The following is a 12,067-nucleotide window of genomic DNA, read 5'->3' as shown; positions in this document are numbered from 1 at the left end:
CTTGACTTGGGCACAGCTGCCCGGTGTCGGACATCTGTATCCAAGTCAAATCTAGAGCCAAGGCCACGCAGCACCTCGACCTGATGCCATGGCCCCCCGGGAGGAGCGTTCCGCCTAGTTGCCGGCTCGCCTCGCGTCACCTCGCGCATCCACCCGTCGAGCCGTGTACCCATCATCAAACCTCGTCGCTCCGCCGCCGCGCGCGCCCGAACCTCGCTCCTCGACCCCTCCTCAGACTACCCACGATCCCAGGTCACACCCCCACCCCCGCTCTCCCCCCTTTCCCCCCCACTGACCAGCCTCCTCCCTGTGCCGGCAGAGAACTGGGCCCGGGGGATCGACCTCTGGTACCGGCATCCGAGCCGATGGCCAACCTGGTGCTCGCCGTGCTCACCGCCCGCCGTATCGCGCGCAACGCGGCGCCGCTCGCCTGCGCGCTGGCCCTCGGGGGGCTCGTGGTCCTCGACGCGGCCGCGCCGCTCCCGCCGCTCGCGGCCGCGACCGCGCTGCTCGTGCTGCTCGTGGCGCTCGTCCAGCGGGCGCGGCGGCGCGCCGCCGCCATCGAGGCGAGCGCGCTGCTCGACCTCGAGGTCGGCGCCTTGCTCCTCGTCGCCACGTTCGCCGCGGTCCTCCGCCTCGACGGCTCGCTCGACGGCGACGCCCACGCCGCCCTCTACGTCGTCATCGCCCTCGTGAGCGCGTTCGCCCGCCCGGGGGCGTCGCTGCTCGTCGCGCTCGCCGCCGCCGCCCTCGAGATCGCCGTCCGCTCGGCCGCGGCCTCGCGCGGCGCGCCGAGCCTCCTCGACGTCACGCGCGCGGCCGCGCCGCACATCGGCTTCATGGCCGTCTTCTCGCTGCTGAACGCCACCATCCTCCGCGCAGAGCTCGGCCGTGTCAGGAAGGCTTCGCACACCCGCCTCCAGGCCGAGATCGAGCGGCTCCGCGACGACGCGCGCAGCTACCGCCTGCTCTCGGCCCCGGCCCAGGCGCGCGGCGTGGCCCAGAGAGGCGATGACGAGCGGCTCGCCCGCTCCGGCGTCGAGGAGATCCACCAGTCGGTGCTCTTCGCCCTTCGCCTCCTGCGCGAGTCGCTGGAGCTCTACACCGCCGTGCTCCTCTGGCAGAACGACGCGGGCACCCACCTGCGCATCAGCGAGCTCGCGAGCGACGCCCCGAACCTCTCCGAGGGCCCGTTCCTCTCCGGCGACGGCGTCTTCGGCGCGGCGATCACCCAGCGCGCGCCGGTCGTCCTCGGGGGCCTCAAGCCCGGCTACAAGCTCCCCTACTACGTCGGCCCCTCCCCGGTGCGCGCCGTGTGCGCGCTGCCGGTGTTCGAGCACGGCCAGCTCCGCGGCGTGCTCGTCGTCGATCGCGTCGAGGACCGGCCGTTCTCGCCGCGCGAGCTCGAGCTCATCGACGAGGCCTGCCGCTACGCGGTGCGGGCCATCCAGAACGAGCGCGTCTTCGTCCAGCTCGAGCGCGCCAAGGTCGAGCAGGGCAAGCTCTACCGCGCGGCCGAGGGGCTCGGCGCCGCCACGACCGAGGCCGGCGTCATCGAGGCCGGCGTCACGAGCGCCCGCGAGATCACGTCCGTCGATTTCGCGGCCGTCACGCTGTACGACGAGGCGCAGAAGGTCCACGAGATCCGCGCCGTCAGCGGCGACGGGGTCGCCGAGCTCACCGGGCAACGCTTCCGCCACAACGCGGGGCTCGTCTCGATGGTGCTGCAGAACCGGCACCCGCTGCCGTACCGCGGCGAGTACGACGAGAAGCGGCAGATCGTCTTCACCCGCCGCGTCACGCCGCCGTCGATGCCGTCGATCATCGTGCTCCCGCTCGTCGTGCACGACCGGCCGCTCGGCACGCTCGTCCTCGGCTCGCGGCGGCGCGCCGCCTTCACCGACTCGGTGCGCAGCACGCTGGAGGTCCTCGCCAGCCACATGGCCGTGTCGCTCTCGAACGCGCGCATGGTGCGGCGCCTCGAGGAGCTCGCGACGATGGACGGGCTCACCGGGCTGCTCAACAAGCGCGCGATGCTCGAGGTGGCGGACCAGAAGATCACCGCGGCGCGGCGGTTCTCGCGGCGCCTCTCGGTGCTCGTCACGGACATCGACCACTTCAAGAAGGTGAACGACACGTACGGCCACGACGTGGGCGACGTGATCATCAAGGGGCTCGGCGACGTCCTCCGGCGCGCGAAGCGGACGACCGACGCGGTCGCGCGCTTCGGCGGGGAGGAGTTCGTCGTGATCTGCGAGGAGACGGACGCGCGCGGCGCGATGCTGCTCGCGGAGCGCGTGCGCGAGGAGCTCGGCCGGACGACGTTCCACGCGGCCGGGAGCAACGGGCCGGTGCAGTGCCAGGTGACCTGCTCGATCGGGATCGCCACCTACCCCGAGGCGGGCAGCACGTGGGAGGAGCTCTTCAAGGCCGCGGACGAGTCGCTCTACGTGTCGAAGCGGTCGGGCCGGAACCGCTCCACGGCGTGGTCGCCGGCGGTGCGGTCGAACAGCGCGCATCCGCCCGCCGCCGAGGCGGGCGCTCCGGCGAAGCACGCGGCGGAGGCGACCGGCGCGGCGAAGCAGGCGGCGGAGGCGGGCGCCACGGCCACGGCGAGGCACGCGGCAGAGGCGGCCGCCACGGCGAGGCACGCGGCGCCCGCGACGGCGCGGCCCGCGGCGACGGCCGCGGCGGCCAGGGCTGCGGCGGCGAAGCCCGCGGCAGGGGCGCCGGCGCCGCAGCGCAGGCCGGCTGTGACGGGCGGCGCGGGCGGCGCCCCGGCGACCCAGGGACAGGACGGCGCGCCGTCGGCCGGGAAGCGCGCCACGGCCGCCGCGCAGGCGCCCGTGAAGGCGCCCGGCGAGGCCGAGCCTCGGAGCAAGCCGAGGCGCCCGCCGGACGTCGATCCCACGAGCAAGCCGAAGACGGCCGCCTGAGGTCTGCGCGCCGCTTGCGGCGCAGGCGCGGCGGGAACATAAGCCTCCTCGGCGAAACCGGAGCCAAGGAGGCGCGATGAGCTCGGACCCCGATCGAGACGACCCCAGGGAGGATCTCAAGCAGGGGCTGAGCCTGCTCTGGCGCGCGGCGCGCAAGACGGCCGTGGACCTGCGCAAGGACCTCGACAGCACGAACGTCGGCAAGGCGATCGACGACGCCGGGCGCGAGCTCGTCCGGGCCGCGACGAACGTGGTCGGCCGGATCGGCGCCGAGCTGAGCAAGGGGCCGGCGCAGGCGCCCCCGCGGGACGAGCGCTCCGAGGGCCGCGGGGAAGAGGCTGAGGGGCCCGAGACGCGGCCCGCCGGGCCCACGCCGGAGGACCCGGGGTTCCGCATCGCGGTCGACCCGGAGGACAAGGACACGAAGCCCCGCTAGCTGCGTCGGTCAGGAATCCCGCCAGGGTTGCTGCGATGACGGGGCGGGGACGGATGAGACCGAGCGCTCCTCAGCGTGCACGGGCGGCGTGGGCGCGCGAGCGGCGTGGGTGCGACGGCCGCCGCGCGACGTGCTACACGGCGGGCTCACGCTGGCCCTCCGCGGCGATCGCCCCGCGAGCATCGATAGGACTCAGCCCAGCCCGACAATCCTCTTCACGGTGTCACGCTCCAATTGATCCTCGATCACCTGGTCGCGCAGCATGGCTGGGAGCAGCTCGGACGCATGATCAACATTCGCTGCTTCAGGTACGATCCCGGCATCCAATCGAGCCTGCAGTTCCTGCGACGGACCCCGCGGGCCCGGCCGCAGGCGGAGGCTCTCTACCTGCGGGACAAAGCCAAGCCCACCCCGTGACCGGCCCGCTCGATCGCACGCCGAGCACCGGGAGCCGGCGCGCGATCGATGTCGTGGGCGCAAGCTGCTTCATCACCGGCATCCAGCCCGCGGTCGCGCGGTTGCTCGCCGGCAGCGATCTCGGCCGGACACGGCATTCCAACACGCTCGCCGACGGCCTCGCGCGCGCCCTGCGGGACCTCGGCGAGAGCGCCTGACGCCCCCGCGGCGCAGCGCTCGCTGCGCCGCGCGAGGCGCCTCCGCGGGCGAGCTCCCGGGCAACTCACGGCGTCATCGTGGCATGTCCCCGTGACATGTCACGGCCCCGTCGTGACATGTCACGGGACATGCCACGGCCTCACGGGGACGAGCTCCGCTGGCTCGGCCCACGTACCGGCAGAGATCTGGCCGCACGTCGCGCGCCGAGGCGCTCTCTCCGCTGGATTGCGGTTCTTGAGCTGTACGAATCCAAGCTCGGTGCGCCGACGCAACAAGAGCCCAGCGCGGCCCGAGCCGGCACACGCGTTGCAAAGGCTGCAGAGACTGCAGAGACAAGCTGTGCAAGGGGCAACATCACAGAGGCTGCCCGGCACACGCCGTCGTACCAGGCCGCTGGCAGGTCGGATGACGTCCTGCCGCGAGCGGAGGACCCATCGCTCGACGCGGCACGGAGTGCGGACAATGAAGGAGAGAAGGATGAAGAACCGGACGATGCTTGGCTTTTGCTTGCTCTCGCTCCCGCTGCTCGCATGCTCCGGCGGGACCGAGCTCGAATCTCCGCTCCCCGACGACACCGGGGCTCTGACCGAGCCCGCGGCGCTCCCGCCTTCTTCCAGCGCGGACGACACATCGGTCGAGGGCGTTCCCACCGTGGCCAATGCGGATGAAGATCGCCCCTGCGGCGACAACACGGTGGCGGTGGTGAGCCACCAGAGCGGCGTCAAGGTGGTCTTCTGCGTCCTCGACGACAGAGGCGTCATCGCCGTGGGAGAGCATCGCCAGGACGGCACGCCCTCGCTGCTCAAGAGGGCTGGCTACGACGCTGAGACCATGTGCCCGGCTGATCTCTTGCGGGCGATCGCGCCCCAGCAGCGCGTGCCCGCGCGCCTCGAGGCTTCATGCGATCCGGCCCGGCGCCAGGCTCGGCTCCCTTCCGCTCCCGAGCGGCTCCGTGCCCCCGATCCGGCGAGCTTTGCCATGGCTGCCGAGGCCGTCTATTGCGAAGGTGAAAACCCGAGATGGGAGTTCACCGATCGATGCCGCTACTACTCTCGCTGGGCAGACGATGTCAGGGCCGAGGATGGTAGCGCCCTTGTTAATTCCTGGTGCAAATTCACCGAAGAGAAATCCCACTCCAACATCATGTCTGGCAGCGGGAATGGCCTCCGGGAAGAGGGAAACATAGGAGAGGAGACCGTCGCGTCGTGCATCGACTACACCATCTTCCAGGCCTTCTGGCGGTGGGACGCCGGCGATCCCTGGACGAGCAGCATATTTGTCCCCCTTGGCCCTGGGGGCGTGTACACGTGGAACATCTCGTATACCGGCGGGCTCGAGGACATCGACGTCCGATTCACGGCACAGTCGCAGAACGCCGGCATCCACCGCTACGCCGGCATCTTCATCGATGAATGATCCGGCGCCAGGCGCTTTTTGCCGAACCTGAGCAAGCGCACGCCGAGCCGCTCCTCCAGCCGCGCGAGGCGGCGGCTGACGTTGGCGCGAGGGACGCCGAGCTCGGCAGCGGCGCGGGACAGGGATCCAGCCTTCACGGTCTTCGAGAAGGCGACGAGCTCAGAGGTCTCGAGGGGTTCGTCCATCTGGATCAAATCCTGGCAGGTGCTTCCAACTGTTGATGTATTTTACAGGCGTGTCCAGCGCTCAGAATGCCCGCTCATGAACGACAAGGCACGCACCATCGGCTACTGGATCGCGACGAGCCTCCTCGAAGCCCGCACCCACAACGGCTGGCTCGCCGAGCCCATCGACGACGCGACCCTGCACCGCCTCCACGAAGCCCTGCCCCTCGGCCACGCCGCGTTCTTCGCCGACGTGCCCTGGAAATCGATCCTCCTCATCAACCTGGGCCACGGCGATCCGGCGAAGCTCTACCCGCGCAACCCGCGCCTCGGCTTCGAAGAGGCCTGCCGTATCGCGTAGTCGACCGGCGCCCCGCCCGGCGTCGCGTCCACCGCCCCCGGCCCGAGCAGCACGCGCCTGGCCATCCGAGTCACTGAATACGAAGGTCCATCGGCTGACTCGCGAGCTCTCCGTTTGCCACCGTCACCTGATAGTCGCCGGGCGGATACTCCTGGGTGATCAGGATCCTGCGGATGTTGCAGGCGTCGATGGGCGCGAGCTCGTCGATGCCGTTTCCGGTGATGCGCACGGTCGTCCAGCCTTCGACGAAGTTGTCCCCGATGACGTAGAGGGGATACCAGACGAAGCTGTCGAACTGGTCCGACGCAAAGCGCCGGATGGTCGGCGGGAGGCCCGGATCGGGCGTGGGCTCCGGCTCGGCGCAGGGGCCCCACGGCGGACATTCGCCGAGGACCCGGTACGGATCGCGCCCGAGGATCTCCTGAACTCGCCATTCGGTCAGGAGCCGGTTGTACATGCTGCCATAGGGGTTCAGGTTGGGCGGCGGCGGCTCCAGGGGCACAGCGTCGAAGCACCCCTCCCCCAGGGCGTGGTCGCGGCACAACGCGACGTCGATGTCGTCGACGACGCTGAATTGAGAGAGCCACTCCGCGATCGGGAGGGGCCGCGACGGATCGATGGCGACATCGAGGATCATGAGCTGCCCACCGACACGGACCACGGGCGCGACGTGGCCGGACCACGTCACGCTTCCGGACGGCTCGTTGGCTGTCTGGAAGACCAGCTGCTTGCGCGGCTTTGCCTTGACCCTGGCGAAGTAGGGCGTCGGATAGCCCCATTGCTGGAAGAAGTAGATCGCCGCCTCGGCCCGCTCCTCGCAGCCGTTGTCGGCCGCGAGCCAGGGGAGCCGCCGCAGAAACTCGGGTTGCTCCGGCATGGTGAGCAGCCGGCTGTCGCGGATCGCGGCGAACCCGGAGCTCAGCTGCTCCTCGGTCCACGTGGGAACGCAATCGGCTGCCAGGCTCCCGGGCGGGCCCTTGAGCTCATCGAACGAGCGCGGACCGTCGGGCAGCTGGCAGGTCCCGCTCGCGCTGCCTCCGGGGGATCCTTCGTCACCCGGCAAGCCCGCGCCGGACGGAGAGGAGTCGGCGGCGTCCTCCTGCAGCGCTCCCGTGTCGGAGCGCTCGATGTCAGGAGCCTGATCGGAATAAGCGCCCTCGTCGCCTCCACAGGCCGAGGCGGCCAGGGCCACCCCCGCGACGCACAACACACTTGCAAGAGTGAAATAAGGCTGTCGCATGAATCTGATCTCCCTGCGTAAGATATGAAGCACCCCGAGAGGAGCCGTCACGCTCGGAGCATGTCGGGGGCCGCGGGGTGCGGCGCACCATAGCGCCGCTCGCGGTACCCGCAAGGCGGACATCGGCGATTCTCGACGCTCGGCTGGCTCCTGCGCGGCCGCTCGACGGTTACCGGGTGGATGCCGGCAACCGCGGTCGTCCTTCGCTCGAACCGCATCGGAGTGCGCCGTTTTCCTGCTGTGCGCAACCACGCACCGCGACGCGAGATTGCCACGGCTCCGTTCTCCGCGCTGGGCGACGTGTTTTGCCGCTCAGAGCTTTCCCACTCCGGCCGACGCGGGAACGACCGTCTTCACGTCGTTCGTGTCGCTCGTCAGCACAGAGGAGTACGCGTACGGGATGTCCGCCGTGCAATTGGCGGGATAGGCGCGCGACGTGCGGCTCACCTCGACGTTCGAGATGCGCTCCGTCTTTCCAGGCGAATCGGACGGCGTGTAGATCGAGTAGTGGAGCGCTTCGTAGTAGTTCCGCTCGACGCGCACGCATGTGTTGGCGCGGATCTCCGTCGCGTCCTTCGCGCCGACGATGTAGTTGTTGAAGAAGTGCCCCACGGCGCCGCGGTACATCGGAACGCGGAGCAACACGTTCTTGTAGTGGTTGTGGTGCATCGTCACCTTGCGATCGTCGTGGAGATCGTCGTCCGCGGCGCCCACCAGGCCGCCCTTGTGGTGATCGTGCAGGTATGTCCACGAGATGGTGATGAAGCCCGTTTGGCCCTTGATGTCGATCAGACCATCGTACTTGTCCTTGTCGGTCTGGGCGCTCGGGTCCTCGGAGTACACCTCGCAGTGGTCGATCCAGATGTTCTTGCTGGTCCCCGAGATCGAGATGACGTCGCCCCCGTTCACGTTCGCGGGCGTGGTCGTCCCCACCAGGGTCGCGCGCAGGTTCTGCAGGATGACGTTGTTCTGGCTCGAGACGTCGATGCCCACACCGTCGAGGAAGGCATCCTTGCCGATGCCGACGATCGACTTGTTCGACTTGACGCGGATCTGACCGCCGCCCGATCCGTTCGTGATGCGGCCCTGGACGAGGATGACGTAGGGTTGGCTGGCCTCCGCGTAGCTCTTCAGCTCGGCGTAGCTGTCGACCGTGACCGTCTCGCCGGCCTGGCCGCCGGTGGTGCCGCCGTTCAGCGCGGCGAAGCCGATCGGCTCCCCCACGACACCGCCGGCGTTGCCCGGAGAGCCACCCGTGCCCGCGCCGGCGGTCGCTCCGCCGCTGCCGTCAGCGCCGCCGGTAGCTCCGCCGCCGCCGCTCGACGTGCCGCCCGTGGAGGGCTCACCGCTGCTGGCCGTTCCGCCCGTCGAATCACCGCCGCTCCCAGCACCGCCGGCAGCGGAGCCTCCCGTCGTGGCGCCCTGCGAGCTGCTCACGCCCCCAGAGCTGGTCGCACCGCCCGCAGCCCGCTCTCCGCCCGTAGCGGCGCCGCCGCCTGAGCCCACTTGGTGGCCATCGTCCACGCCCTCGCCGTCGGAACAAGCGACCAGAATGCCCAAAGCGACCGGGATGGTTCGAGAGATCCGAAGTGCGCGGCGAGCAAAGCGGGAAGAAAGGGTCATGATGGACCCTCGGTTGCCCGAGCGACCGGAAACCCCTCATCAAAATCCATTCCCCTGCGGCAACACCCGGCCAGGCCACGCAGCCTCCACGGGCCTCGGGCCGAGCGACGCCGCGGTGAGCCCGTCGGCCTGCACCACGCACGCCTGGACCGGCCGCCCGAGCGACGCGCGCCCCGCCACGGCCCCGCGCTCCGCGTCGAGGAACGAGATCCCGCCGTGTGCGTCGCACAGCGCGAAGCCCCCCACGTAGGCGGCGCCGCCGAGGAAGTCGGCCTCGCCGGCGTGGGCCCAGGCGAGCGCGCCGGAGCGCGCGTCGAGGCCGACCGCGGCCCGGTAGTACGTCGCCACGAAGCGCTCCGCCTCGATGCCCGGCGGACCGGTCGGCCGGGGGCGTGCGTAGAGCCGCGCCATGTCTCCGGCCGAGGCGGTCGGCGCGAGCACGTCGGTCCCGGCGGTCATCCAGACCGGCGCCCCGGGCAGCTCGCGCGCCGGCAGCCGCGCGGTCGACGCGCGCCCGGCCGCGCCGAGCCCGATCGAGGCGTCGAACCGCGTCGCCGCCTCGCCGCCGAAGAAGACCGCTCCGCCGAGCAGGAAGGCGCGGCTCACCTCGGTGCGGAGCAGCGCCCGCGCCACCTCGCCGCCGGTCTGCAGGTCGAACACCGTGACGTAGCGCCCCTGCCAGGGCAGGAACGCGTAGCGCCCCACGACCGCGGGCACGCCGATGGCGGCGGAGTCCTCGATCTGGCGCAGCACGAGGCCCTCGCGGCTCACCGCGAGCACGACGCTCGTGGCGCCGGTGGTCGACACGAGCGAGACAACGGTGGTCTCGCCGTCATCGCCCGCGCCGCGGAGCCTGCCGCCGGCGCGCCGCGTCCAGAGCAGCTCCCCGGTGCGCGCGTCGAGGGCGAACAGCTCACCCCGGCCGAGCCCGACGACGACGCTCCCCGCGATGGCCGGGCGCGCGTCGAGCGGGTGCGCGAAGGTCCACGCCGGGCCGCCGTCGAGCGGCACCCCGACGAGCTCGAGCGCCCCCGCCCCCGCGCCCGCGACGACGCCGACCGCCACGTCGGCGCCGAGGGGGATGCGCCTGCCCGCGAACCGCTGCTGGAAGGCCGCGATGCCCGCGCCGCCGTCGTCCTTCCAGCGCGGGTCGAACGCCTCGCCCTGCGTCTGGCCGCCGCCGCAGGCCACGGAAAGGGCCGCGAGGGCAGCGCACACAGGGACGAGCAGCTCGCGGGCGCAGGCGGCGGCGCCGAGCCCGAGCGAGCGCGAGCGCGGGCGCCGGGTTCGATGGCGGGCCGTGGCCGGAATAGCCCTGTTCGAATCAATGATTTCGGGCATTTGCGTCCACGTTCCGGCGATCCCCCGCATGCGATGTGTTCCTGCGCCGGTGGTAGCGTGGCTTCGGCTCGCCGAGCAAGCGAGGTGGCTCCTGCACACGGGTCTCGGTACGGTGCTCGTCGACGACGACGACGCGATGCCGCTCCTCGACGGTCAGGTCCTGCGCTCACCCGTGATAGCCATGCCGGCATGACGGTCCGTTCCGCCGAGCGCTTCTCCGTCCGCGGCTGCGAGGGGCACGCGCCCTTTCCTCTTGGAGCGTGGGTGTTTCCTGCAGAGCTCGAGGTCGTCCAGGAGCTCCACGCCGTGCTGCAGGCGACGTTCCGTGAGCAGCACGTGGTCACGCCGGCCGAGATCGAAGGCCAGGTGCCCCGCGCGTTCGCCCTCGACGACCTGCTCGGGTTCCTCGCGCGGCGGCGGCCGGCGTTCGACCGCGCGCTCGCCGGCATGCGCTCGCCCATCGAGGCGTCACGGCTCGCGACGCTCGCAGCGGTCCTCCGGCTCTCGCGCGACGAGGTGACGGCAGCGCTGCGCGCCCGCGCGACGGGCGCCGGCCTCGTCGAGGGGTCGACCGTCGTTTACAACTCGCTCTCGCGCGCGGCGGAGCGCGTGGAGGCGCTGCGCGAGCTCGCCGCCTCCGACGCCATCATCGATTTCGAGCTCGAGCTGGCGCGCCTCATCGCGCAGCCCTCGTGGTCGCCGCAGGTCGACTGGAGCGAGCTCGTGCCCGACGCGGTCGAGGCGGCCTCCTGCGTCGATCCTGCGTCCGGGGCCGCCGAGGTCGACGTCGACATCGCGCGCCTGGTCCTGCTCGCGGCCCAGTGCTGCGTCGGCCCGGCAGCCCACGCGGTGAGCGGCGACCACGACGGGCTCGTGTGGATATCGCTCGCCGCGCTCGACGGCGATGCGCCGGCCCCGGAGCGCGCGCCGGGCGCGATCCTGGTGCGACCCACGGTGGCTGCCGAGCAGGTCGAGCGCCTCGCGTTCGCCGCCGTCCCCGCGGCGCTGCGGGCGATCGCTCCCGGGGGCGCCCTGCTCGCCGTCACGCTGGTGGAGGACGAGGCGTAGGCGCGCGCCGTCGCGCCCTTCAACGAGGTGATCGCGCAGGGCCGTGACGAAGCTCCCCGCGATGGCGGCGCTGGCAGCTCACGCCAGGAAGGCGCCGTCGATCGTCAGGCTCACGCCGTTGATGTAGGTCGACTCGGGCCGGGCCAGGTAAGCGACGAACCGCGCGATCTCGTCGGGGTCGGCGATGCGCTTCTCGGGGCTCTGGTTGCGCACCCAGTCGACGTGCGGGCCGTCGGCCGGCATCATGTCGGTCGTCGTCGGGCCAGGCTGGATGTTGACGACCGAGATGCCGCGCGGGGCGAAATCCAACGCCAGCCCGCGCACCAGCCGTGCGACCGCAGCCTTCGTCATCCCGTACACGGTCAGGCCGGCGAGCATCGCGCGCTCGGCCGTGTTGCTGCCGATGACGAAGATCTTCCCGCCGCGCGAGAGGTGATTCGCCGCGGCCTTGGCGGCGACGAACACGCCGCGCACGTTGACGGCGAGCATCCTGTCGAAGTCCTCGAGGCTGTATTCGTCCACATTGCCGAAGATCAGGATGCCGGCGTTGTTCACGAGGACGTCGAGCCCGCCGAGCACCCTCGCGGCCTCGGCGATCGCGCCCTCGAGCGCGCTCGCGTCGGCGCTGTCGGCCTGAAGGGCGACGGCGCGCCCGCCCTCGGATTCGACGGCCGCGACGAGCTCTCGCGCCCGGTCCGGACTGCTGACGTAGGTGAAGGCGACCGCCGCGCCCTCACGCGCGAAGCGCTTCACGAGGGCCGCGCCGATGCCGCGCGATCCGCCGATGACGATCGCCTTCTTCCCTGCGAGCGGCCTGATGTCGTTGTTCATGTTGAGCTCCTTTGCTTCGTTGGCTGTTGTGCGTTG

At 71.3% G+C, this 12,067-nt stretch carries 12 protein-coding genes and 1 pseudogene; 8 read left to right on the top strand and 5 right to left on the bottom strand.

All coding sequences use genetic code 11. The annotated features are described in order from the left end of the window. The first annotated feature begins 365 nt into the window (after positions 1–365). From WMF29_RS44435 to WMF29_RS44415, 5 genes are all read left to right on the top strand, one after another. The gene (locus tag WMF29_RS44435) at positions 366–2,936 is read left to right on the top strand and encodes a sensor domain-containing diguanylate cyclase (RefSeq protein ID WP_437326090.1); all 2,571 of its coding nucleotides are present in this window, start codon (positions 366–368) and stop codon (positions 2,934–2,936) included. A gap of 76 nt (positions 2,937–3,012) precedes the next feature. Then, a complete protein-coding gene (locus WMF29_RS44430; RefSeq protein ID WP_437326089.1) occupies positions 3,013–3,372 on the top strand; it encodes a hypothetical protein in 360 nt (119 codons plus the stop codon). A gap of 234 nt (positions 3,373–3,606) precedes the next feature. Further along, on the top strand, positions 3,607–3,789 hold the full coding sequence (locus WMF29_RS44425) for a VF530 family DNA-binding protein (RefSeq protein ID WP_437326088.1): 183 nt from the start codon (positions 3,607–3,609) through the stop codon (positions 3,787–3,789). Next, on the top strand, positions 3,786–3,986 hold the full coding sequence (locus WMF29_RS44420) for a hypothetical protein (RefSeq protein ID WP_437326087.1): 201 nt from the start codon (positions 3,786–3,788) through the stop codon (positions 3,984–3,986). Before WMF29_RS44425 ends, WMF29_RS44420 begins: the two co-directional genes overlap by 4 nt. Before the next feature lie 463 nt (positions 3,987–4,449). Next, positions 4,450–5,403, top strand: coding sequence for a hypothetical protein (locus tag WMF29_RS44415; protein ID WP_437326086.1), 954 nt, complete (start codon positions 4,450–4,452; stop codon positions 5,401–5,403). Positions 5,404–5,408: 5 nt separating this feature from the next. Here WMF29_RS44415 and WMF29_RS44410 read toward each other — a convergent pair. Beyond that, positions 5,409–5,588, bottom strand: a pseudogene (locus WMF29_RS44410) (helix-turn-helix domain-containing protein); the annotation flags it as partial. Positions 5,589–5,664: 76 nt separating this feature from the next. Between WMF29_RS44410 and WMF29_RS44405 the strand changes: the two are divergent. Further along, positions 5,665–5,928: a hypothetical protein gene (locus WMF29_RS44405; RefSeq protein ID WP_437326085.1), complete on the top strand. Its 264-nt coding sequence runs from the start codon at positions 5,665–5,667 to the stop codon at positions 5,926–5,928. Between the two features lie 70 nt (positions 5,929–5,998). Here the strand turns inward: WMF29_RS44405 and WMF29_RS44400 are convergent, their stop codons facing one another. The 3 genes from WMF29_RS44400 to WMF29_RS44390 all read right to left on the bottom strand — a co-directional run bounded on the left by WMF29_RS44400 (position 5,999) and on the right by WMF29_RS44390 (position 10,132). After that, positions 5,999–7,168, bottom strand: coding sequence for a protein-glutamine glutaminase family protein (locus WMF29_RS44400; protein WP_437326084.1), 1,170 nt, complete (start codon positions 7,166–7,168; stop codon positions 5,999–6,001). A gap of 312 nt (positions 7,169–7,480) precedes the next feature. Next, the gene (locus tag WMF29_RS44395; protein WP_437326083.1) at positions 7,481–8,605 is read right to left on the bottom strand and encodes a pectate lyase family protein; all 1,125 of its coding nucleotides are present in this window, start codon (positions 8,603–8,605) and stop codon (positions 7,481–7,483) included. 225 nt (positions 8,606–8,830) lie between these two features. Further along, a complete protein-coding gene (locus WMF29_RS44390; protein WP_437326082.1) occupies positions 8,831–10,132 on the bottom strand; it encodes an outer membrane protein assembly factor BamB family protein in 1,302 nt (433 codons plus the stop codon). 49 nt (positions 10,133–10,181) lie between these two features. Between WMF29_RS44390 and WMF29_RS44385 the strand changes: the two genes are divergently transcribed. Together WMF29_RS44385 and WMF29_RS44380 are read left to right on the top strand one after the other, a co-directional pair. Next, positions 10,182–10,325: a hypothetical protein gene (locus WMF29_RS44385; RefSeq protein ID WP_437326081.1), complete on the top strand. Its 144-nt coding sequence runs from the start codon at positions 10,182–10,184 to the stop codon at positions 10,323–10,325. After that, positions 10,322–11,200, top strand: a complete 879-nt coding sequence (locus WMF29_RS44380) for a hypothetical protein (protein WP_437326080.1) — start codon at positions 10,322–10,324, stop codon at positions 11,198–11,200. Before WMF29_RS44385 ends, WMF29_RS44380 begins: the two co-directional genes overlap by 4 nt. Before the next feature lie 78 nt (positions 11,201–11,278). Here WMF29_RS44380 and WMF29_RS44375 read toward each other — a convergent pair whose 3' ends face one another. Continuing rightward, positions 11,279–12,031 carry an SDR family oxidoreductase gene (locus WMF29_RS44375; RefSeq protein ID WP_437326079.1) on the bottom strand — a complete coding sequence of 251 codons (753 nt, stop codon included), beginning with the start codon at positions 12,029–12,031 and terminating at the stop codon, positions 11,279–11,281. Positions 12,032–12,067 lie beyond the last annotated feature (36 nt).

Source organism: Sorangium sp. So ce381 (genome assembly GCF_051473845.1).
Taxonomy (GTDB): Bacteria; Myxococcota_A; Polyangia; order Polyangiales; family Polyangiaceae; genus Sorangium; species Sorangium atrum.
The sequence above is the reverse complement of the archived record's forward strand: the minus strand, read 5'-3'. Positions and strand labels throughout refer to the sequence as shown.